This is a genomic window from Pollutibacter soli, assembly GCA_029269725.1.
Classification (GTDB): Bacteria; Bacteroidota; Bacteroidia; order Chitinophagales; family Chitinophagaceae; genus Pollutibacter; species Pollutibacter soli.
Map to the genome: position 1 here is coordinate 431,200 of JARJHS010000001.1, position 21,355 is coordinate 452,554.

Consider the following 21,355-nt stretch of genomic DNA (forward strand, 5'->3'; position numbering starts at 1 on the left):
ATTGGCCAGCAACACTACTTCGCTTAAAAAAACGCTGACTCCGCTATCTCTCTGGGGGCTTGGTGTCGGTTATGTAATCAGCGGGATGTATTTTGGATGGAATCTCGGGCTTGAGCAAGGCGGGACTTACGGGCTGGCAATTGCAACAGTATTCATCATCGTGATGTATACCTGTTTTTCATTCAGCTATGCGGAACTCGCCTGTGCAATACCGAAAGCCGGTGGCGTGTTTGACTATGCAGGTGCTGCATTTGGAAAAAATATGGGTTTTGTTGCAGGGCTCGCACAAATCATTGAATTTGTGTTTGCACCGCCGGCAATTTCAGCTGCTGTTGGCGCCTATTTCAATGCTTTTTTCCCTTCTGTGCCTGTGATATTGATTGCAATTATCGCATACATCATTTTTACCTGTCTGAATATTTATGGTGTAAAAGCTGCTGCAAATTTTGAAACCTTTGTGACAGTACTTGCCGTTGCGGAATTACTTTTGTTTTGCGGACTAACGTTGCCGCATACGTCGACAGAAAAGTTTAGTCAGAATGCATTTCCCAACGGATGGGCGGGAGTATTTGCATCTGTTCCATTTGCAATCTGGTTCTTTCTTGGAATAGAAGGAATTGCCAATGTAGCTGAAGAATCACTTCAGCCTCAAAAAGACATAAGTAAAGGATTTGGCTGGTCGCTGGTCACGCTGGTGATCCTCTGTATACTTGTATTCTACTCGGCTGCTGCTATTAATGGATGGGAGAGTATTGTTTATACTGATGTATCTAAAACAACTACTTCAGATTCGCCTTTGCCGCTGGCGTTAAAAATAATAACAGGGGATAACAGCCTGATGTATCATCTTCTGATCACGGTAGGGCTTTTTGGATTGATTGCATCATTTCACGGATTAATTCTTGCGGCAGGCAGATCAACATATGAAATGGGTAAAGCGGGAAATCTTCCCGGAATACTGGGTCGCATTTCGCCGAAATTTCAAACCCCGGCCAATGCATTGCTGGGTAATATGGTTATTGGCATCATCGCCCTGCTAAGCGGAAGAACGGGACAGATAATTACTATTTCTGTGTTCGGCGCACTGACGCTTTACATTATTTCGATGTTATCATTGTTCAGGTTGAGAAAAAAATCTCCTGAACTGGCCCGGCCTTTTCATACGCCTGGTTATCCCTGGTTTCCTGCGATAGCACTGGTGATTGCTATATTTTCGCTTATTGCAATGATGGTCTACAATCTATACCTAGGACTGTTGTATTTTGCAATACTGCTCACGGGATTTATCTTATTTAAATTGTTCACGAAAACAACAGAGCATGAGCAAGGTTCCTGAATGGATAGTACAGCATCCTGCCGGAAAAGTAAAACTGGCCATTGCAGATATCGATGGTGTGTTGCGTGGCAAGTACGTATCTATCGAAAAATTTGAAGGGGTCGCTGAAAATGGATTTGGATTCTGTGATGTTGTATTTGGATGGGATATGAATGATGCCGCATATGATAATTCCGTTTTCACCGGATGGCATACCGGTTACCCGGATACGTTAGTGCAGCTGGATATGGCGACAATTAGAAAAATTCCCTGGGAAAATGGTGTGCCCTTTGTATTGGGTGACTGTGCAATACAGGAAAATGGTGCGCATTTTATTTGCCCGAGGCAACTGCTGAAAAAAATTACTGCTGAATGTTATTCTTCAGGTTTCGCACCGTTTTTTTCGCAGGAGTTTGAATGGTTCAATTTCGAGGAAACACCTCAAACTATTGAAGAGAAAAATTTTACTAATCTGAAACCACTTACTCCGGGAATGTTTGGCTATAGTTTATTGCGAAGCAGCTATCGGAATGATTTCATGGAGGCGTTGTTCAGTCAGCTTGCTCAATTTGATGTTCCTCTGGAAGGTTTACATACGGAAACGGGTCCCGGAGTTTATGAGGCTGCTATTGCTTACGCTGAAATAATGGACGCGGCAGACAGGGCGGTGTTGTTCAAAACAGCCGTAAAAGAAATAGCATCAAAGCTTGGTATTACTGCAACTTTTATGGCGAAGATCAGTGAGTCTCTGCCGGGTTGCAGCGGGCATGTACATCAGAGCCTGTGGAATGCTGATAAAACCATCAACCTGTTTTATGATGAGCAGGAGCCGGATCATATGAGCGGCCTGATGCGTTCCTATATCGCAGGCCAGCTGAAATGTCTTCCTGAGATACTTCCTATGGTTGCGCCTACGGTTAACAGTTATAAACGATTGGTCGAGGGAGCCTGGGCTCCAACAACGCTCACCTGGGCGGTAGATAACCGAACGGTCGCATTAAGATCATTGCCTGCAGGTAAGAAATCCTGCCGGTTAGAAACAAGAGTAGTGGGATCGGATACCAATCCATACCTCGCGATGGCGGCTTGTCTTGCAGCTGGTCTTTACGGTATCAAAAATAAATTGTCACTCGGGCAACCTCCAACGAAAGGAAGTGGCTATTCCGAAAAGCAGTATGGTGTTTTACCTGCTAACCTTGGCGAAGCTACCAGCATTATGAAGAAATCTGCATTGGCAAAAGAACTTTTTGGTGAAAACTTCGTCGCACATTTTACAGCAACGAGGGAATGGGAGTGGAAACAGTATGCTAAAGCGGTGACTGATTGGGAGAAGAGGCGTTATTTTGAAATTATCTGATCATTAGAACAGATCAGTATCTATTCTGCATTGTCCACAACAAAAAATACTTAATGAGCGGTATCAGCCAGTTTAATTTTCCGACAACGATCAGGTTTGGCCCCGGTGTTATAGAGGAACTGCCGGGTTATCTGGAAAAAAATCAGTTGAAACATCCGCTGATTGTAACAGATCCCGTTATCGCGGGTCTGCCTTTTTTTAAATCGATCCTGCAGTCGTTGGATAACAAACGTTTTCGCGTTGATGTATTCAGTGACATCCATAAAAATCCAGTAAAATCTGATGTGTACCGCGGAACAGAGGCCTGGGACGCTTCTCCTCATGATGTGATTATTGGTATTGGGGGTGGGGCAGCGCTCGATGTTGCAAGAGCAATCGTATTAAGGGTGTATCATCGTGAAGATCTTTTCAAATATGATGATCTTATAGGTGGTGATGTTTATGTAACAGGTGATGTGCCTTGGTTTGTTACGGTTCCCACGACCGCGGGTACCGGTTCAGAGGTTGGGAGAAGCGCGATCATTGCAGATGATGAAACTCATCAGAAAAAAATCCTGTTTTCCCCAAAACTTATAGCCAGGATTGTTTTTGCAGATCCTGCACTGACGATGGATATACCACCCGCTATAACAGCGGCTACAGGGATGGATGCGTTGACTCATAATATGGAAGCATATCTCGCGAAAGACTATCACCCTATTTGTGATGGGATCGCGCTGGAAGGAATGCACCTGATCAGCAGATCGATTGCTGATGCAGTACTCCGGCCAGACATAAAATCCCGTAGTAATATGCTGATGGCAAGTATGATGGGAGCAATTGCATTCCAGAAAGGGTTGGGCGTGGTTCATTCATTGGCTCATCCTATGTCTTCATTGCTGGACACACATCATGGCCTGGCCAATGCAATCAATCTTCCTTATGGTATGCGTTTCAATATTAAAGGCTTTGAAGAGAAATTTTCGCGTATGGCTGAAGCGTTGGGTCTGAAAGAAAAATCAGGCGATGCGGTTGTGGAATATTTGTTCTCACTAAACGAACAATTAGGGATACCCGAAAAACTGCGCGGCGCTGATGTTCAGCAAAAACACCTGGAAATACTCGCTGATCTCGCCTTTGCCGATTTTGCACATCCCAATAATCCGAAACCAGTAACCCGGGAAGACTTCCTGAGGCTATACACTGAGGCGCTCTAACGTTACACGAAAAACGAACAACGACCAACGAACAACGAATACCATGAAGCGCTTAACCATCGGAATAACAGAATGCAGCAAATACGAAAACTATTACAGATGGGTTATTGCAGAGCTTCCGGATATGGAGGTTATCAAACTGGATTATAAAAACCCTGATGTTGATGATATTGCCAGATGTCACGGGGTATTGTTATCAGGTGGAGAAGATGTGCATCCTTCTATGTATAACAAGGCAGAGTATATTAATTATTGTTATGTCGATGATGTAAGTCTTCGAAGAGACGAATTTGAATGGAAGGTGATGACGGTTGCATCGACGAAAAATATTCCGGTATTGGGAGTTTGCAGGGGGCTTCAATTTGTAAATGTTTTTTTTGGAGGAACCCTTATCCCTGATGTCATCACGTGGGGGAAATTCAATCATTCCAAATTGCCGGACGGGCTTGACCGTCATCATCAAATAAAAATTGATCCCACATCTTACCTGTTCAGATTGAGTAACCAGTTGGAATCTTCAGTTAACAGCAATCATCATCAATCTGCTGACAAGATTGGTAACGGATTGGTGGTTGCCGCTGTTGCTGAAGACGGGACAGTGGAAGCTATTGAGAAAAAAGACCCCGAACAAAACGGATGGATATTTCTGGTACAATGGCATCCCGAAAGGATGTTTGATCAGCAAAGCAAAATGGTGACCGCAGTAAAGCAAAGTTTTATGGATGAAGCCATGAGGTATGCTTTGAAAGCCTGAACCAAATCAAACGAAATTATTCATGAATATTATAAATCCCGCAACAGGAAAAATCATCACTACCATCCTGGAGGACGATCGCGAATCACTGGAAAGAAAACTGGATATTCTCCGTTCAGGTGCTGCATCATGGCGGGAGCTTTCCATCGATGAACGCATTTTAGTTATCAGGAAATTTCACCAGTTACTGGAGGAAGATAGGATGGTGATTGCAAAAAGCCTGACCGAAGAAACAGGCAAACCATTATCGCAGGCCGTCAACGAAATCAATGGTGCACGTACGAGGATCACGTGGTTGTGTGATCATTCAAAGCAGTACCTGTCTGACGAAGTGATGACTGAATCAAAGGACATAATCGAGAAAATTTCTTACGAACCATTGGGCGTCATCTGTAATATTTCCGCCTGGAATTATCCGTGGCTGGTTGGAGTAAATGTATGGATACCAGCTCTGCTTGCTGGGAACGGAGTAATGTACAAGCCTTCAGAATTTGCCACGCTGACAGGCCAGCATGTCGAACGTTTGCTTAAAAAGGCGGGCGTGCCTGATGATGTTTTTCAATTAGCTATCGGTGAAGGTCATGTTGGCCGCATTCTCACCGACCTGTCCTTTGATGGTTATTACTTCACAGGCTCCTATGCTACCGGACAATCAATTTATGAAGCTGTAGCGAAGAAAATGGTTCCCTGTCAGCTTGAACTCGGCGGTAAGGATCCTTTATATGTCACGGATGATATTGAAGATATAAAAGCGATCGCTGCGGGTACTGCCGATGGTGCATTTTACAATAACGGACAAAGTTGCTGCGCTGTGGAACGTATCTATGTACACGAGAAAGTGTACGATAAGTATGTGGATGAATTTGTAAAGGAAGTTGGTGGATTTAAAATGGGAGATCCCCAGAGTTCGGGCGTATATATCGGTGCACTAACGCGCAAAGCGCAATTACGTGTGCTTGAAGCGCAGGTAAAAGACGCAGTTGAAAAAGGTGCAATATTGATGGCAGGCGGAAAAACCGCAGAACGGGAAGGAAATTATTTCGAACCTACAGTATTGCTGAATGTCAATCATGATATGCTGGTAATGAAAGAAGAGTCATTCGGACCAATCATCGGCATTATGAAAGTAAAGAACGATGATGAAGCGATTGAGTTGATGAATGATACGGAATACGGCCTCACTGCCGCTGTTTACAGCAGGGATGAAATCCGCGCTCAGCATATCCTGCGAAAGCTGGATGTTGGTACTGGTTACTGGAACTGTTGCGATCGCGTAAGCGCTGCTGTGCCCTGGAGCGGGCGACATCATTCCGGTTTCGGCGCAACTTTATCACATCAGGGGTTAAGAGCGTTTACAAAGCCAAAGGCCTGGCAGATGAAACGTTAAACGTGGAAAGTTTAACGTTTGACGTTTAACGCTTCAACCATCGCTTTCACTTCTTTCTCATCAGCAATATAAACATTGCCATAATCAGAGATTTCCGGATTAAGATACAGCACGGGATTCGGCATGGCCCGGCGTGCAGATGAATGGAACTCACGGGCACCGGTATGCGCCATCAACTCAGCAATGTTGGATGAATTAACCCCGGCACCTGGCATAACAATGATTCGTCCACCAGCTTGTTCAACAAGTTTCTTTAAAGTTTCAGCACCTGTTGGAGCGCCTGATTTTTGACCGGATGTAAGTACTCTTTCGCAGCCGACGTTGATCAGTTCTTCCAAAGCTTTGAATGCATCGGGAGCTGCATCGATTACACGGTTGCTCGTTACACCCATCGGCCAGGCAAGTTCAACAACCTTCTTCATCCGGTCAACATCAATTTCACTATTGATCTTCTGAATCCCGACAGATATACCATTGCAGCCCAATTCCTTGCAAACCCGGATATCATCCAGCAGAATTTTAAACTCATCATCAGAGTAAAAATAATTGCCGGAGCGTGGCCGCAGGATAGGGTAGAGATCAATAGAGATTTTTTCCCTTGCGAGTTTTATTGTTCCATAGCTGGGTGTTGTACCTCCTTCGATCGGGTTATCACAAAGCTCCACACGTTTTGCACCGGCACGTTCCGCAATAATACAGGACTGGACATGAAATGCACAGACTTCAAGTATCGCTTGATCACTCATAAGATATTTTCAGAAATGACTTTTAGATGGAAGGACAGTATTTTCTTTTTCAGACCTGACTGCATAACTGAATCCGGGTTGCAGTGCGAATGCGCCTGATTCTCCTTTTTTGTTTATGGCCAGAAAGCCCACCTGTATCTCTTTTGCTTTTTGCGGACTACGTTTAAGGATACGCGAAACCGCTTCCTTGCAGGCATTCTGCGGATTTAATCCCTGTCGCATCAGTTCGACAACAAGATGAGAACCGACAATCCTGATCACTTCTTCACCCAGGCCTGTTGAAGTAGCCGCACCAATTTCATTATCGACATATAAGCCAGCGCCAATGATGGGAGAATCGCCCACGCGCCCATGCATTTTGTAGGCAAGTCCGCTGGTAGTGCATGCTCCAGCGAGGTCGCCGTTTGCATCAATGCAGATCATCCCGATGGTATCATGATTGTCTTTTCCACCCGGTAGAGAATCAGATTTATACAATTTGTTTTCGATATTGATGCCAGGCTTATAATTCGAAGTCTTCAGCCATTCCTGCCAGTCTTTTTTACTTTTTTCCGTGAGCAGGTTCGTTTTGGTAAATCCGTTTGCGAGTGCAAATTCGAGTGCTCCATCACCGACCAATACCACATGTGGCGTTTTCTCCATCACCATCCTGGCAACAGAGATCGGATGCTTTATATACTCGAGACACATGACAGATCCGCAACGATATTGTGCGTCCATAATACATGCATCCAGTGTAACACGGCCATCACGATCCGGCAAACCACCATAGCCCACGCTTTGATTATTTTCATCGGCTTCAGCAACCTTCACTCCTGCTTCAACTGCATCAAGCGATGAGCCCTTTTTCGACAGGATTTCCCAGGCAGCTGCATTGGCAGCTTTTCCAAAATCCCATGTAGAAACTACCAATGGCTTTTGTCCAGTGGCACCTGATTTTAATTTCGCTGATAGTGATGAGGAGCCTATAATGGCTGCAGAACCAAGTACTGTATGCTGAATAAACTTTCTCCTGTTGGACATAAGGTTCAATTTAAGTTCATGGGTATGAAAAACCGGTTAAAACTAAGAGAAAAATATCTACCGGCCATAAGCTGATTAAAGAGCCAGGAGGCAGGAGATGGGAGCCTGCCTGCCGGCCGGCAGGGCAGGAGAGAACAGCCCTTGCATGTTCGAGTCTATTGAGAATACTTCGCAAATAAAAAATGCCGGTAGTTGTCGCTACCAGCATTGGCTCTTTTGTATTTCAACTGATCAATAAACGGCGATTTTACAATACCGGTTCTCTGAACGGGATTGATGTTTCGTGATAACCATTCTTAATACACCGTCAGCATACTCTGCGCTTAAAAATTCAGGATCTGCCGATTCCGGAAGGTGTATCTGCCGGATAAAACAAGCTGGCGGATGATTCGTGAACGGTGAAAGCCGGGGAGCTTCTTTCTCCACATTCGGATTTCGGATATCCGCGATAGTTAGTACGTTATCACTGGCCGTCACAAGAAAATCCTCACGCTTCATACCGGGAAGGGTTACATCGATTGAAATGCCCGTTTCAGATTCATGGATCACTATAGGTAATTTCTTCCACAAACCAGTAGTCATCTGATCATCGCCTTCGATGATCTCCCGCTGGTCTGCCGGATGCACGAAATGTCCCGGATAGCTTTGATCGTTGAGATTGGTAAATGTGGATTTCATAATCGAATTTCATTATGGCAATATGGATATTTACTGCCACAACTGTGCCAATCCCTTCGTTCTGCTAAAGGTGCAGAAAAAACTAATGCTCAGTGCTCTGCGTTCTATGTCTGAAGAAAAGTTTGAACATCAAAAAACTGACATTAAGTAATGATCCCTGGTATATTTTCGATTAATCGTTAATGCAAAATTGCGGAATAAACAAGCCGACCTTTTCGGGTCGGCCTGTAGAAGAAATGCTATGGTTTATTCGGCTCTGAAGGTTTTGTTGGATCTGCACTCTCGGTATGCTTCATCGGCCATGCTTTATCATATTTCAATTCCTGGTTGGTGCTCACATCCATCCACTGTTTACCACGTTTGGAAACTTTTGTGTCGTTCAATTTATAAACACCATCTTTTTGAGTTAACATGTTGTTTACGATATATCCCTGGGAGGAAACAGTATCTCCTGTTTGTGTATTGACGAAAAAGTCCACAGGTAAACCTGAACTTTTGTTTACAACCATACCCGTTATAGAATCCAGCCGGAGGTTTAATGGATCACCCGTCTTAATATCCTTATAGTAATTTAAACTGGTTTTTGACTTATCCGTCGGCTTTGATTTGTCGGTGATCTGTGCGTTGGTGCTGACTGAAATCAGAACGATTACACCAGCAGACATTATCAGCTTTTTCATAATTGCGTTTTGTGGTTAGGTAATTGATTTATCATGCAGATAGATGCAAAACATGTTCCCAACCCCGTTGCAGGTGTACAAAAATTTGCTAAAACCGAGCTATGGCACAAGCATTGCAAAAACAAATAAAAAACAACACAACATGCCCAGATATTCAAAAAAAGCAGGAAACAAAGTCGAGAAAGTGATGCATGAAATGAAAGAAGGCAAACTAAAAAGTGGGAGAAGCGGAAAAAAAGTAACCAGTCGTAAACAAGCCATTGCAATAGGCCTTTCTGAGGCCAGGAAATCAGGTGCAAAAGTCCCCAAAAAAGCGATTTCCAAAAAATCCGCTCCCAAAAAAGCAGGCAGGAAGTCAGCTACAAAAAAATCAGCAACAAAAAGGGCAACCACTAAGAATTCCTCACAACGATCAACAGCAGGATCTTCGACTACAAAACGTGTTGCAAAAAAATCACCAGGAAAAAGAGCGGCTAAGAAGTCAGCATCTAAGCAAACGAGAACAAAATCTGCTGGCAGAAGAAGATCAGGATAATCGTAATTGATCCCTTCATTTAAAGTAGTAAGGCCGGCTGATTGCTGGTCTTTTTAATATCAATCACTCAGCAATTAATGATGTAATCAATCAGTTAAAAAGCATTCAGCCACCTCAATGGGTGGCTGAACGAATATAATACTGATACAGATTATTATTCTTCTTCAGAAGATCCTTCCTGTTCAGCTTCCCAGTTGATATCATTTTCGGCGATTTCAGAAAGATCCGCATCGGTTTGCTTTTCTTCCTCCAATGTCGCAGCAAGAATTTTTGCAGCATCATCGCGGCCCATAGTTATCGCCAGTTGTACGAGACCTCCATAAGTAGCGATTTCATAATGTTCAACTTTTTGGGCGGCCATAATGATGCCAACATCGCGGGTCATGCTGCCTTCTTCAGTTTCTTCAACGATGGAATCACCTTCTTTAATCAGGCCTTCCATTGCATCACATTTTTTAGCCTGAGGCTTTTCGCCTAATATTTCGAATACCTGTTCAAGACGGTTTACATGCTCCTCGGTTTGGGTAAGATGTGCCTCGATTGCAGACTGCAATTCTTCTGTAGTGGCAGCTTCCTGCATTTTTGGCAACGCTTTAGTTAATGCTTTTTCAGCCCAGTAGATGTCTTTCAGCGAATCCATAAAATATTTTTCCAGCTGTGAATGTCCACGTACGGGCTCTCTCTTGATTGATGGTTTTTTGGCTTTGCTTTTAGCAGTCCCAGATTTAGCATTTGGCATAATCGTAAATTTTGAGAATGTTAGGAATTTTGAAAAGGATATCAACAAAACACATGCCCCGCGCAATGCAAAAAGGGTTATCAATAAACTGAGAAAATTCCCGGGAAAAAGAAAGTTGTTTTGTTTGGGTTAAGGATATAAAGAGTTAAACAATGCAAATATTAAAAACGAATAAGAAGTAACCCGTACTATTTGAGGTGTGTAAGAAAAGTAAATCAAATAAAAGAGGATCTATTTCTAACTCATTCACTGAGCAAAAATTCCACTGCTGTACTGTGGTAACCATAAAATATGTGAAAGGCCTCTACAGTAAAACATCAGAAATAATCGAATTTCTTCGGCTTCAAAAACGCAACAGGCGGTTCAGGGAGGAGCATTGGCCGCTCAATTTTCTTTATCTCGACAATTGTCTCCTCTTCTATGAAATGTTTTATTTCAAAAGTCGCCTCTGAAAAGACTTTCAGATGATGCAAAGTTGTCGACACAATTTTGTTTGTTGATTCGGACTTGATTGGTCTCAGAAAAGTTTTTTCAGGGACCAGCCGGGATATATGTGTTTCAGAAAGCAGCATGAATAATGATTTTAAAAAATCATACCGACCCCAATGAAAATCAAGCTATTTAAAAAAAAAGTGTCGGTGTAAATGGGGTGTATGTAGACGTCAATCTCCGGGCCAAACCAGCTGAATATTTTGTTCTTAACAAAACATTCTAAATGGTTGTCTATACAAAATTTCAGTTTCTCAAAACCTGGAAAAAGAGTTACTGGTTATGAAAAAGGCTACTTTGGTTTCAATCCTTTTCTTTCCTTTTTTTCTTTCGCGCAATTCACTGATCAAAACCGTTATCCCGACCTGCCCGGTTCAATTAAAAAGCAAAAACAGTTCAGTTTTGATAAGCTCCGGATCTACCTCTTTATGCGAAGCAGAGTTTCAAAGAAAGTTTTGCGCGTTGGAAAGTACGTGTCACTACCGGCGGCGCTTTCATAAGATAAAGTCAGGATTAGAGAAAATCAAATGGCGGCTGAGTTAACAAACTCATTGTTGAAAAGCTGAGTATTGATACGCTCATTATTATTTCTGGTGACCTTGTCAAAGGTGGCTGGCAGGACTGGGTCATTCACAAAGATGTTTTGCCGGAACCCAAAAGCGGCAAGAAACATCTGCCGGTATTCTGTGTTGAAATCGGACAGTGGCAGATTGAGGGAGCCAGGCGAGATCAACGGTCTATAGCCCACCTGGATTTAATGAGTACTGAGAGAAAGCGGCAGAAGGTTTGAGAAGTGGTACCAAAAGATAAGTGTGACATGTTTGATACACATGATATTTTAAAACACAGTTCAATAGTCTCCTGCACAGTTACGCGGGCGAGGCGATCCTGATAGGCAATGGCCAGCAAATATCAGGTGCGTTAAATGAGGCTGCAGGCAACGGATGCAGCCCAACTTTGATGATGAAATGGAAAGTTTCGTTTTCTTTTTTCTTCTTATTTTTTCTGATTGGGCAGCAGGGAAAGAAGTGAAACCGCAAGCTGAAAAAAGTAACAGTGGAAAGACCGGCCAACAGTTTTCCGTTTTCAGTTTCGTTTATGTTTTTCCCTGTATTCCGTATCGTCTATCCTCTATTCTCCTTCATGGTTGCTTTGCTTTGAAGGGCAGCAAACTCAATATCAATGGAAGTAGCCCGATGGTGCACAGCACCCATTTTATTTTTGTGAGCAGCCGGCGATCAAAAGTCTGGCTGTCGAGGTCGGTGACGAGTCTGTAAATGGTGACGCCCTGGAAGGCTGCAATCAGCGTAAATACGATTATAAAAGGTATCCCAATCTGGAGCCACTTGCGCAACCATTCTGGTTGAGGTTTCCTGGATTGTGTTTGAAGAGCAAATGCGAGGAAATTGCCATAGATGCACATATATAAAAGATCGAGTCCAACGATCTTCTTTACGATGGAAGTTCGTTCTGCATCATCGCGCCAGTACTGTACAGCTTCCTGGCATTTTTCGGCAGGCTCCCAGTTGCAGGCATGAATTTTCTTTTCAGCCATACCGTTGCTCAGATCCTCGTTCCATTTCAATAGCTGACGAATGATGAAAAAACTGATGACAAAGAAAAGGATCGTGATGGGCAGTGTAATCTTCATATGACAGCCGGGTTGTGGTTGAATAAATTTAAAATTAAAATTATGAGGGAAGATAAATAGTAAATATGCTTCCTTCATCAGGTTTTCCTTCTGCATGAATAAATCCTTCGTGGTTTTCGACTATTTTCTTGCAAATGGCCAGGCCAATGCCGGTTCCTTCGAATTCTTCTCTGGTATGTAATCGTTGAAATACCTGGAATATTTTCTGTTTGAACTGGGGATCAAAACCTATCCCATTATCCTTTACTTCAATTTTTACATATTGCTTCAAAACAGCATCTGAGCCGGCTACATCTTTTGCATCGACAGCTGTTGCAGAAATTTCGATTACCGGCGTGACATCCTTTCTGGCAAACTTCAGAGCATTGCTCAGCAGATTTGTAAACAGCTGTTCCATCTGGAAAAACACGGCACGTATGACAGGAAGTTGTCCTACCACCACTTTCGCTTTTTTATCCTCGATGCTTTCATGGATCTGTGCTTTCACATTCGCGATTACCCTGCTGAGGTCGACAGATTCAAAATGGCGTTGGTTATTGTTCACCTGGGAAAAAGTGAGCATATCGATGATCAGCTGCTGCATCCGCCACGCGGAAGAATGGATTCTTTCGAAATAATTTTTTCCAGTTGCTGATAAATTGGCTTCGTCTACACGCTGAATATAGGAGATAAAAGTCTGGATTTTTCGGAGCGGTTCCTGCAGATCATGCCCTGCGACATAGGCAAATTGAGATAATTCGTTGTTGGAACGGATCAATTCTTCATTTGCGTGTTTGAGTTCGATTGTCCGCTGATGCACTTGTAGTTCCAGTTGATCGATAAATAGCTTTCTGTCATTGATATCAGTACTGGTTCCTACCCAAAGTCGCACGCTGCCGTTTTCATCTTTTAATGGAATCGCCCTCGTCATCTGCCAGCGGTATTCCCCATCATACCTGCGGAAACGATGTTCAAAATAATATGGCTTTCCTGTATTTATCGATTCACTCCAGGCTTCAATATTTCCGGCAAGGTCATCGGGATGAATGAAAACAACCCAGCCGCCCCCTTTGATTTCTTCATAAGTAAGTCCGCAATAATCATAAAAGGTCTGACTGTAATAATTGACACTTCCTGACGCATCGGCAGTCCAGATCAGTTGCGGCATTGCATCTGCCAGAACACGAAAACGTTCCTCGCTCAGTCGCAATTCTTTTTCCGCCTGTATACGATCTGTTATGTCAATCAACACATTCAAAGTTCCATTGATTTTTCCATCCGCGGCATACCTTGCCTGTGGATATACAATCACATGTCTTTTGCTCTCATCATGTCGCTCGATGATCAGTTCCGTCGGTGGTTGCTTTTCATTTCTCAGTGTTTTTGCAACCGGAGAATTTTCGCGTTCCACTTTTGACCCATCGGTGTAATACAATGCTTTTGATGCACCCCAACGGACTTTACCCGTTTCTGGTGTGTACATCCATAACTCTGCTGCAGCTTGATTATATAGATCAATAAATCCGTTTGCGTCCGTGGTATAAACGGCGATAGGGAGAGAATCAATGAGGTTGCGGTATTTTTTTTCTGCATCCTGGATCTGGTTCCTGGCTTCAACTTTTTCTGTGACATCATATACACTAACCATTAATCCTTCAATCGACTGATCTTTACCAAACAGTGGCGCATACTCGAAATCCAGAAAGAATTTTTTTAGGCCGTCATCTCCTTCTACAAAAGCCATTGCTTCCGATTCGCGATGCGGTTCACCAGTGGTTTCAACTCTTCGCAGAAGAGCTGGAAATCTCTGATCATTGAGTTCGGGAAATACTTCAAGTAGTTTTCGACCCTGTACAGTTGATAGTTCGCGTCGCCACACTTTCTCGAGCATAGTTTGGTTGGCCATCTCTATCTCCCAATCGTTGCCCCGAAATATGGTCATCGCAATCGGCGAATTGGTTACCATATTTCGAAATTGTTGTTCACTTTCCAATAATTGATGCCTCGCGACCACCTGCTGCGTTACGTCAACCGCCACAACCATGATGCGGTGTATCGAACCATCGGCTTCGAACAATGGTTGATAAACAAAATTGAAATAGGATTTTGCTGTTTTGCCGAAACGGCTCAGCATTACTTCAAATTCATTTCCGTAAAAGGGAACGCCGGTCTTTGATATTTGCTGCAGGATCGGATCAATTCGTTCTTTTACTTCCGGCAGTGATTGATAAAGTGAGCGCCCAATAAATTCAGTTGCTTTTCTGTCGACAATTTTAAGATATACTTTGTTGGCCATCGCAACAATCATATCAGTTCCGCTCAATATCGCGATTCCAAAAGGAGCCTGTTCCACAATACTTCTGAGACCCGTATCCTTTAATTGTGAAATTCGTTTATGCGTCTCCAGTTCCTGCACTTTTGCGCTGAGATGTTGATCAATCGTAAGTAAAAAGGTTTTCAATTGCTCAGCAGAATATTCCGTCAGATCGGTATGATCAGACAATTCAATCTCTTTCTCCCCGATAAACTCCTCCAACTTTACAACCAATTCTTCCATCCTGATGAATAGTGATTCGTGGGGATTTGCTTGAATCAGGTTATCTGAAATTGCTCCTGGATTGAATGTATTCGGAAGATTGTTCAGTTGTTCGTGCAAACGATTATGAAGCGTGATTAATTCCAGCAATCCATGGTCCTGCAATTCCGGATTTTCATCTGCAATGCGAAGAAGAATTTTCCCCAGTTGGCAGGAGACAGGATGCTGGCCGAGAAGCTCAGACTTTTGCGGTGATTGCCAGGCTTCCCTGATCAGGGATTTGCAAAAAATAAATGCAAGTCTTATCTGGATGGTACTATGATTCATGAGCGCAGACGCAACATAAGTTAAACTCAGCAGAAAATCAATTTAGCTGCAACTTTCCTCTGAGATAAAAACAGAATTAAAAGACATCATGAGACAGGGTCCTGGAATTCTGTTTTTACAGATGATTTTCTCAGTATTAAAAAGCAAACTGCGAAGAATATCCACAGGTGACGAAAATTGAAGATATCGGTCGCAATTCCTTCGATTATGAAGAAGCTGAAGATGATAAAACAAGCACAGCGTTCTTCATATTTGGCGAAACGCGAAAACTTTGTCAACGGTAAATAAAGTATAAGTATGAAAAGCAAAATAGCAAAAAAACCCAGAATTCCGTTTTCAGCAATTGCGCCCAACCATGCTGAATGTGGATCATAGCTGAAAAATCTTTCAGGATACATACCCATCGATTTATAATCATCAACAACAGAATTAAAATTTCCGGGTCCGATGCCGATAAGAAAATGTTGAGGAAATATCCCGATGGCAATTTTTTTATTCAGGTAATAAGATGTTTCCAGCGCCTTCAATTTTCCAACTTCAAACGCGGATTGATCACTTATGAAAGTTGTTTGCATATACCGTTCGTATTTTTCTGTGCCCGGTTCTGCAAATACAAAATGTGTTGCAATAAAAAGAAAAATGATCAGTGGGATAGAAGTCAGCAATGCAATCGGAGCCTTAAGCCATTGTTTAATGTATAGCCACCACAGAAAAATTCCCCAAAGAATAATGAAAAATGATTTTGAGAAGCTAAAAAATGCAGCAATCAGAATTACAGCGAAAAGTATTTTTTTTATTGAAGGGCGATAATGCAGAGTTTTAAAATTGAATAGTCCTAGAAAAATTCCAGGCGTGAGCAGGGTGCAAAACATGGTCGGAGTAAAGGTGGGTCCTTTCAATCGAAATACTGTACCGATATACGGATAGTCGTCCAGGCGAATAACAAAACTATTCTCCATTCCTGACAATTGCACTAAATATCCGCTGATACCAAGCAATGCAAGGATCCAACTCATCGCGAAGCAAATGTTTGTGAAATAGAAAATCAGTTCCTGCCTGGAAAACTGATCGAAATAGATGACGATCATCACAAAAGAAAGTGCAAGATAAAACCGACCTGCTGTTTCAAATAAAGATGGTATCGAGCCGCTTTTTATTGCGCCTGCAAAATTGACTAATAGATAAACAGATAGAAATAGGAGAAGACGCTTTTCGGTTCCTCCTGTTCGGAAGCGTTTAATAATATGGTAAGGATAAAACAAGAGAAAGGGGACGAAAATAATTTCAGCCAACTGAATTTTTCCGAACGGAGGGGGTAGATGCAGCAGATCCTGTAAAATCGAGCTGAATAAAAATACTGTCAGGATCCAGTAAAATGATTTGTTATTCTGTACAGGGATTTCAGTTGACATTAAAATTGTTCTTCGTTCTCGTTATCATCAACGGCTAAAAATAATGTTTTCGTTAATGAAATGTGATATCGCATTGGGAAAACTCAGCGATTGTGATGAAGCTCGTACGCAGAACCGGCATGCTGGGTAAATCTGTGGATTATATCAGGAGGGAAATTAGTTAAAACGTTGGTGGCATGGTATATGTTTCTTTCGACAGGAGAAACAAAAGGAACATTAAGTAACAAAAAATTACTGAGATGAAAAAGATTCTAATGTTGGGATCCATTGCAATAATGGCCCTCTCTGCATGTGGTACAGGTGGTGATAAAAGTTTTGACAACAGCGATTCCGCGACAATTGGGCCGGCATCTCCGGATACATCTTCGATGCAAACATTACCGCAGGATTCTATGCCGCAGGATTCTGTGAGTACGACAGGCAGAAGTGGAAACAGGTAAAATTTTCACCTTGTATTTTGGAGTTGATTTTAGAATAAATGCGCCAGTCCCAGGTTTACATTTTCACAGAGATCGATAATCTTTTTCTGAAGAAACAACGCCTGCAATTGATCACGGACAATTTTAAATTCATTATGGATAGGGCAGGGATGTGTTGAAGAACACCTGCTCAATCCGAGGCCGCATTCCTTAAAAACATTTTTTCCATCAATGGCTTCTACAATAGTTATGATAGGCTTTTTCAGCTGCTGCGTTGTTATATGAAACCCCCCGAAAGGGCCTTTCACACTATTGATAATACCTTCTTTCACCAGGGTTTGCAGAAGCTTCCCTACAGTATGTTCATTTCCTTCAATATTCTCGGCTATTTCTTTTATTCCTGCATTCGTACCGGTTTTGTTTCTTGATGCAAGGAACAATACTGCTTTCACAGCTGTTTTACAGGTCAGGCTCAACATCTGTATCTCTTTGAAAATATTTGATACTCAAAACAAAATTATAGTAATCCGTGTAGACTACGGGTGTCTATGCGCCCTGGAGTTTGAGTTGAATATTACTTTTCTTTTTTTGTATTTGCATTCTCTGGCATCCAGAAAATATCCGGCCAATCAGCGTCAGGATCACTGTTGCATTTATGGGCACCAGGTGAATTGATTTCATAATTAATATCTGGTAATACCGTTTGTATTGCCTCAAATAATTCCCGTTCTTCGAAACGAATATGAAGTTTTAATGCATCCGCAAATGCGGCGAGCAATATCCTGTTGGATTTATTTTGACGAATATTTTCAATAAGGTAAGTCAGGCGTGTATGATCATTTTCCGCCTGTAGCCTAAGTAAATTATCTACTGGTAATAATGGAAAAAGATCTGACTCTTCTTCGCTGAAATGTTTCTTCAGGTCGTGATCAAAAAAAAATACAGCATAATTAGCGATCCGCTCCGGATCGATGGCATTGGCCAGGCCCTGTTTTATTTTCCAAACCAGTAATAATCCATAATGATGGTCACGGGAAAATTCTACAAGAGCCTGGTGCCTTTTAAGTGGGAGACGGTCTTTCATGAATAGGATTCTTTTTCGAGGGCAATTGCTTTCGGGAACAGGATATTATTTTCAAGGTGAACATGGATATGCAGATCATTTTCGAATTCCTCCAGAATTCTATATAGTACACTGAAACTAGCGCATGCTCCCTCTGGCAAAGTGTAATTGCTAGTCAGTGCCCTGATTTCACTTAATGCTTCGCCGGCAGATTCGTGTTCTTTTTCCATTACACTGATAGGATTTTCAACAGAACCAAATGGGCCTCTTACAATTTTGTTTTCACCGGCAGTTACCAATTCCTTTATATATGGGAAAAGAACAGTTTCTTCTTTCATCATATGCGACAATAGCTCTTCGTTTACCATTTCTACAAGGTCATAAACTCTTTGCAATTCCGGATGTTCTTCGCCATGTTTTCTTGCAACTTTCGAAATATACATTCGTAATTCCGGCAACGTGTTTCGAACATAGCGATGATGTGTATTGATAATAAAATCCACAAGGAAATCTGCTTTCCATTGGTTATAGGGTAGTGAACTGACCTGCGATATCTCAGATGTCTGCGTCAGATCCCGTTCAACCTGTACCACATCAATTCCTTTTTCCATGCATGCTTCTTTCACCGTCTTTCTTCCGCCGCAACAAAAGTCGAGTCCATATTTTTTGAATATTCTTACTTTGGCCAGGTCTTTTGCTGCTATTTCCCCGATGGTCTCATCGCGTTCATCAGCATTTTTCTTGCCTATAATTACCTTCCACGATTCGGGTCCTTCTTCCAGATAGTTCCATGTAAAAATATTTCCTTGTCTTCCCAGCAACTGGTAATAAAGAGGTTTCGGATCGTGGTCATTGTGAATGGTAAAACTTTCTCCTTCTTTCAAATCATCAAAACGTTGAAAAATGGCAGGATGTTTTTGACCTGCAGGTAATGTCGTAACATTAAGTATCTGTTCGTTTTCGGTAATCATATTGAATAGTTTTTCGATCTTGTACAAAGCTAGATAATAAAAGTATTTAAATGCTTTTAATAAAAGGGAATTTTGACTTCCTGATCAAAATCATCCAGGTGGCAAATAACACATGATCAAGGTCAGCATCATAACGAAAGTCAACCGCCAATTTTGCAGCAACGACCTTTATTATGGCACATCATGAAATTGAAACTACCTGGAAAGGAAAGATGCAGTTCAATGCGGACGTGAATGGACATACTATTGTTATGGATGCACCAGCAAGAGTGGGAGGAGAGGATAAAGGACCAATTCCCAAGCCCTTTATTTTGACAGCCCTTTCCGGATGTACCGGAATGGATGTTGTCGCGCTTTTGCGTAAGTCCGGAATTTTTTTATCGGATTTTCAAATGAAAGTCAGGGGAGAGCTCAGCAAGCAACAACCGCTGGAGTATGTCGCTATTCACATGATATATTCCTTATCCGGAGATCCCGGGCATCAACAGGATGTTTTGAATGCAATAACTGATTCCCAGGAAAAAATATGTGGTGTAAGTCATATGCTGAAAAAAGCAATGCCTGTTACCTGGGAAATAATTTATAACCAGGAGATAATATTTCCTAATCATTCCGCTGAACGGAAATCAGTTGCGGGAATCTGGCACTAACACCTGCGAGGTTTTATAAACCTGGTAGGTCTTAGACCTACCAGGTTCTGCTTTCCGGAAGACACTCCCGGTAAAAACACATCAATATTTGGGAGTTTGCACGCAATTTCGGTGAAAATATGGACAACCTTGGGGGTGCTAAACCTCCCAGGTTTAAAAGACCTGCCAGGTTTATCAGACCTAACAGGTCTTAAAGACCTGTTAGGTCTTTTACCAGTCAACGCGCTGAAACATCACATATGTTTTTTTGTTCTCCTTGTTCAGGTAGGCAATAACGGCCCCATTGTTTTTTGTAGATGCCACAACAGGATATGAAGAATCGGTACTGTCAGATGTTACAAATCCACGGGTCTCATCTTCTCCATCAGGGTTTTTGATCTGAACAGCGATTCTTTTATTTGGTGCATCACCCGCGTTTACAAATTCGTCCCAAACGATGATCAGCTTTTCAGATGGTGTTGTTGTAATCTGGGGGTGCGACCCTGCATTACTGACCTGTTGCCTTGGTACAAAGCTCTCGCCGTTATCTCCGGATAGTGTATAGTAACAACCTTTGTTATTGCCACCGGTGTACCAGGCAAAATGAATTCCCTTTTTATTTTCAGTCATGGCAGGTCCGGTATGCGGACAGCCTCGCAGTATCCAACGATCATTGCTGATCAACCTGGGATCTGAAAATTTATTTCCACCATCGGTTGATACACTGTGCAACATATCCCGGATACTATCCTGTATAATTCCACGGTAGAGTACGTGAATTCTACCACTGCTATCGATAAACAAATCTGTCCGACAACACTGGCAACATCCTTCAGTGATCATCCTTTCATTTTTAAAACCCGACCTGCCTGATGTACTGGCGAAATATAATGCAGATCCATCGGCAGCGGATTGTTTTCGGTTATCCAGCCAGGTGATGGCAGCTTCGCCGGAAGGAAGAAGATCTACATCATAATATCGCTGATCGTAACCTGAAGTATCAGTTACCAGTGGTATTGCTTTGTTCCAGGTTTTTCCATGATCAAATGATTGAGTATAATAAACCAAACCAGAGTATTTATTTCTCGGGTCAGGATTTGAAGCTCCCCATAACGCAATGATTTCTCCCGAAGGTTTGTAAATTATCTTGGGAAGATTCTCAGCATGCGCTTTCAGGTTGTCGCTTCCGGGAATGACAATGGTTTCTCCAAACGATTTTCCGCCGTCGGGTGAAACAGCATAACAAAAAACAGAAACGGAATCGTTGATTGACCTTGCCCATCCAAGAACAACATTATTATGATTGTCCTTTGTCAGAAACGGACACTCTGCGGGGAATGTGTCGACTTTCACAGCCACTCCGGATTGTATTGTTGACGAAGCTGTTTTGGTTTTACTGCTGCCAGTATTGCAATAAGAAAATAAAATGCAGCAGGCGATGAGTATGTTGATATAATAATAACGCATGA

21 protein-coding genes are annotated in these 21,355 nt (G+C 42.4%); 9 read left to right on the forward strand and 12 right to left on the reverse strand.

The annotated features are described in order from the left end of the window. Nucleotide 1: 1 nt before the first annotated feature. From eat to P2W82_RS01825, 5 genes are read left to right on the forward strand one after another with little or no spacing between them, the layout of a single operon-like run. A complete protein-coding gene (eat, locus tag P2W82_RS01805) occupies nt 2–1,336 on the forward strand; it encodes an ethanolamine permease (RefSeq protein WP_336514120.1) in 1,335 nt (444 codons plus the stop codon). Further along, nucleotides 1,320–2,672 (forward strand): glutamine synthetase family protein, encoded by a 1,353-nt coding sequence (locus P2W82_RS01810; protein ID WP_336514121.1) that lies wholly within the window; start codon nt 1,320–1,322, stop codon nt 2,670–2,672. The genes eat and P2W82_RS01810 overlap by 17 nt, the downstream gene beginning before the upstream one ends. A gap of 53 nt (nt 2,673–2,725) precedes the next feature. Further along, nucleotides 2,726–3,868 carry an iron-containing alcohol dehydrogenase gene (locus P2W82_RS01815; protein WP_336514122.1) on the forward strand — a complete coding sequence of 381 codons (1,143 nt, stop codon included), beginning with the start codon at nt 2,726–2,728 and terminating at the stop codon, nt 3,866–3,868. 43 nt (nt 3,869–3,911) lie between these two features. Then, on the forward strand, nt 3,912–4,622 hold the full coding sequence (locus P2W82_RS01820; RefSeq protein ID WP_336514123.1) for a gamma-glutamyl-gamma-aminobutyrate hydrolase family protein: 711 nt from the start codon (nt 3,912–3,914) through the stop codon (nt 4,620–4,622). A 22-nt stretch (nt 4,623–4,644) separates the two neighbouring features. After that, complete coding sequence (locus P2W82_RS01825; protein WP_336514124.1) at nt 4,645–6,009, forward strand: aldehyde dehydrogenase family protein; 1,365 nt, start codon at nt 4,645–4,647, stop codon at nt 6,007–6,009. A gap of 11 nt (nt 6,010–6,020) precedes the next feature. Here the strand turns inward: P2W82_RS01825 and P2W82_RS01830 are convergent, their stop codons facing one another. From P2W82_RS01830 to P2W82_RS01845, 4 genes are all read right to left on the reverse strand, one after another. Further along, complete coding sequence (locus P2W82_RS01830; protein WP_336514125.1) at nt 6,021–6,755, reverse strand: copper homeostasis protein CutC; 735 nt, start codon at nt 6,753–6,755, stop codon at nt 6,021–6,023. A 9-nt stretch (nt 6,756–6,764) separates the two neighbouring features. Next, nucleotides 6,765–7,778, reverse strand: a complete 1,014-nt coding sequence (locus P2W82_RS01835; RefSeq protein ID WP_336514126.1) for a glycosylasparaginase — start codon at nt 7,776–7,778, stop codon at nt 6,765–6,767. A gap of 231 nt (nt 7,779–8,009) precedes the next feature. Further along, nucleotides 8,010–8,456, reverse strand: a complete 447-nt coding sequence (locus P2W82_RS01840) for an Hsp20/alpha crystallin family protein (protein ID WP_336514127.1) — start codon at nt 8,454–8,456, stop codon at nt 8,010–8,012. A gap of 239 nt (nt 8,457–8,695) precedes the next feature. After that, on the reverse strand, nt 8,696–9,136 hold the full coding sequence (locus tag P2W82_RS01845) for a hypothetical protein (RefSeq protein WP_336514128.1): 441 nt from the start codon (nt 9,134–9,136) through the stop codon (nt 8,696–8,698). Nucleotides 9,137–9,278: 142 nt separating this feature from the next. Between P2W82_RS01845 and P2W82_RS01850 the strand changes: the two genes are divergently transcribed. Next, nucleotides 9,279–9,671 carry a DUF6496 domain-containing protein gene (locus P2W82_RS01850; RefSeq protein WP_336514129.1) on the forward strand — a complete coding sequence of 131 codons (393 nt, stop codon included), beginning with the start codon at nt 9,279–9,281 and terminating at the stop codon, nt 9,669–9,671. 154 nt (nt 9,672–9,825) lie between these two features. On the opposite strand, the gene P2W82_RS01855 is transcribed toward P2W82_RS01850, so the two are convergent. Then, nucleotides 9,826–10,410 carry a YciE/YciF ferroxidase family protein gene (locus P2W82_RS01855; protein ID WP_336514130.1) on the reverse strand — a complete coding sequence of 195 codons (585 nt, stop codon included), beginning with the start codon at nt 10,408–10,410 and terminating at the stop codon, nt 9,826–9,828. A 1,039-nt stretch (nt 10,411–11,449) separates the two neighbouring features. On the opposite strand from P2W82_RS01855, the gene P2W82_RS24755 reads away from it, so the two are divergent. Then, nucleotides 11,450–11,689, forward strand: coding sequence for an ARPP-1 family domain-containing protein (locus tag P2W82_RS24755; RefSeq protein WP_419555694.1), 240 nt, complete (start codon nt 11,450–11,452; stop codon nt 11,687–11,689). Between the two features lie 351 nt (nt 11,690–12,040). Here P2W82_RS24755 and P2W82_RS01860 read toward each other — a convergent pair whose 3' ends face one another. From P2W82_RS01860 to P2W82_RS01870, 3 genes are all read right to left on the reverse strand, one after another. Next, a complete protein-coding gene (locus tag P2W82_RS01860; RefSeq protein ID WP_336514131.1) occupies nt 12,041–12,550 on the reverse strand; it encodes a hypothetical protein in 510 nt (169 codons plus the stop codon). A gap of 40 nt (nt 12,551–12,590) precedes the next feature. After that, nucleotides 12,591–15,392, reverse strand: coding sequence for a PAS domain-containing protein (locus tag P2W82_RS01865; RefSeq protein ID WP_336514132.1), 2,802 nt, complete (start codon nt 15,390–15,392; stop codon nt 12,591–12,593). Between the two features lie 86 nt (nt 15,393–15,478). Then, a complete protein-coding gene (locus tag P2W82_RS01870) occupies nt 15,479–16,804 on the reverse strand; it encodes an O-antigen ligase family protein (protein WP_336514133.1) in 1,326 nt (441 codons plus the stop codon). A 239-nt stretch (nt 16,805–17,043) separates the two neighbouring features. On the opposite strand from P2W82_RS01870, the gene P2W82_RS01875 reads away from it, so the two are divergent. Continuing rightward, on the forward strand, nt 17,044–17,244 hold the full coding sequence (locus tag P2W82_RS01875) for a hypothetical protein (protein ID WP_336514134.1): 201 nt from the start codon (nt 17,044–17,046) through the stop codon (nt 17,242–17,244). A gap of 29 nt (nt 17,245–17,273) precedes the next feature. Here P2W82_RS01875 and P2W82_RS01880 read toward each other — a convergent pair whose 3' ends face one another. The 3 genes from P2W82_RS01880 to ric form a co-directional block, all read right to left on the reverse strand. Next, a complete protein-coding gene (locus P2W82_RS01880) occupies nt 17,274–17,702 on the reverse strand; it encodes an RrF2 family transcriptional regulator (protein WP_336514135.1) in 429 nt (142 codons plus the stop codon). 95 nt (nt 17,703–17,797) lie between these two features. Continuing rightward, complete coding sequence (locus P2W82_RS01885; protein WP_336514136.1) at nt 17,798–18,307, reverse strand: hemerythrin domain-containing protein; 510 nt, start codon at nt 18,305–18,307, stop codon at nt 17,798–17,800. Continuing rightward, nucleotides 18,304–19,257 carry an iron-sulfur cluster repair di-iron protein gene (ric, locus tag P2W82_RS01890; protein ID WP_336514137.1) on the reverse strand — a complete coding sequence of 318 codons (954 nt, stop codon included), beginning with the start codon at nt 19,255–19,257 and terminating at the stop codon, nt 18,304–18,306. Before ric ends, P2W82_RS01885 begins: the two co-directional genes overlap by 4 nt. A gap of 173 nt (nt 19,258–19,430) precedes the next feature. On the opposite strand from ric, the gene P2W82_RS01895 reads away from it, so the two are divergent. After that, nucleotides 19,431–19,907 carry an OsmC family protein gene (locus P2W82_RS01895; protein ID WP_336514138.1) on the forward strand — a complete coding sequence of 159 codons (477 nt, stop codon included), beginning with the start codon at nt 19,431–19,433 and terminating at the stop codon, nt 19,905–19,907. Nucleotides 19,908–20,117: 210 nt separating this feature from the next. Here the strand turns inward: P2W82_RS01895 and P2W82_RS01900 are convergent, their stop codons facing one another. Further along, nucleotides 20,118–21,353: an exo-alpha-sialidase gene (locus P2W82_RS01900; RefSeq protein WP_336514139.1), complete on the reverse strand. Its 1,236-nt coding sequence runs from the start codon at nt 21,351–21,353 to the stop codon at nt 20,118–20,120. Nucleotides 21,354–21,355 lie beyond the last annotated feature (2 nt).

Bases quoted from the DNA above. Each gene is read 5' to 3' on its own strand.
- P2W82_RS01815 (WP_336514122.1), top strand. From the start codon at position 2,726: ATGAGCGGTATCAGCCAGTTTAATTTTCCGACAACGATCAGGTTTGGC.
- P2W82_RS01845 (WP_336514128.1), bottom strand. From the start codon at position 9,136: ATGAAAAAGCTGATAATGTCTGCTGGTGTAATCGTTCTGATTTCAGTC.
- P2W82_RS01875 (WP_336514134.1), top strand. From the start codon at position 17,044: ATGAAAAAGATTCTAATGTTGGGATCCATTGCAATAATGGCCCTCTCT.
- P2W82_RS01870 (WP_336514133.1), bottom strand. From the start codon at position 16,804: ATGTCAACTGAAATCCCTGTACAGAATAACAAATCATTTTACTGGATC.
- P2W82_RS01825 (WP_336514124.1), top strand. From the start codon at position 4,645: ATGAATATTATAAATCCCGCAACAGGAAAAATCATCACTACCATCCTG.
- P2W82_RS01895 (WP_336514138.1), top strand. From the start codon at position 19,431: ATGGCACATCATGAAATTGAAACTACCTGGAAAGGAAAGATGCAGTTC.
- P2W82_RS01865 (WP_336514132.1), bottom strand. From the start codon at position 15,392: ATGAATCATAGTACCATCCAGATAAGACTTGCATTTATTTTTTGCAAA.
- P2W82_RS01850 (WP_336514129.1), top strand. From the start codon at position 9,279: ATGCCCAGATATTCAAAAAAAGCAGGAAACAAAGTCGAGAAAGTGATG.
- P2W82_RS01885 (WP_336514136.1), bottom strand. From the start codon at position 18,307: ATGAAAGACCGTCTCCCACTTAAAAGGCACCAGGCTCTTGTAGAATTT.
- P2W82_RS01820 (WP_336514123.1), top strand. From the start codon at position 3,912: ATGAAGCGCTTAACCATCGGAATAACAGAATGCAGCAAATACGAAAAC.
- P2W82_RS01900 (WP_336514139.1), bottom strand. From the start codon at position 21,353: ATGCGTTATTATTATATCAACATACTCATCGCCTGCTGCATTTTATTT.
- P2W82_RS01835 (WP_336514126.1), bottom strand. From the start codon at position 7,778: ATGTCCAACAGGAGAAAGTTTATTCAGCATACAGTACTTGGTTCTGCA.
- P2W82_RS01860 (WP_336514131.1), bottom strand. From the start codon at position 12,550: ATGAAGATTACACTGCCCATCACGATCCTTTTCTTTGTCATCAGTTTT.
- P2W82_RS01880 (WP_336514135.1), bottom strand. From the start codon at position 17,702: ATGTTGAGCCTGACCTGTAAAACAGCTGTGAAAGCAGTATTGTTCCTT.
- P2W82_RS01840 (WP_336514127.1), bottom strand. From the start codon at position 8,456: ATGAAATCCACATTTACCAATCTCAACGATCAAAGCTATCCGGGACAT.
- ric (WP_336514137.1), bottom strand. From the start codon at position 19,257: ATGATTACCGAAAACGAACAGATACTTAATGTTACGACATTACCTGCA.
- P2W82_RS01830 (WP_336514125.1), bottom strand. From the start codon at position 6,755: ATGAGTGATCAAGCGATACTTGAAGTCTGTGCATTTCATGTCCAGTCC.
- P2W82_RS01855 (WP_336514130.1), bottom strand. From the start codon at position 10,410: ATGCCAAATGCTAAATCTGGGACTGCTAAAAGCAAAGCCAAAAAACCA.
- P2W82_RS01810 (WP_336514121.1), top strand. From the start codon at position 1,320: ATGAGCAAGGTTCCTGAATGGATAGTACAGCATCCTGCCGGAAAAGTA.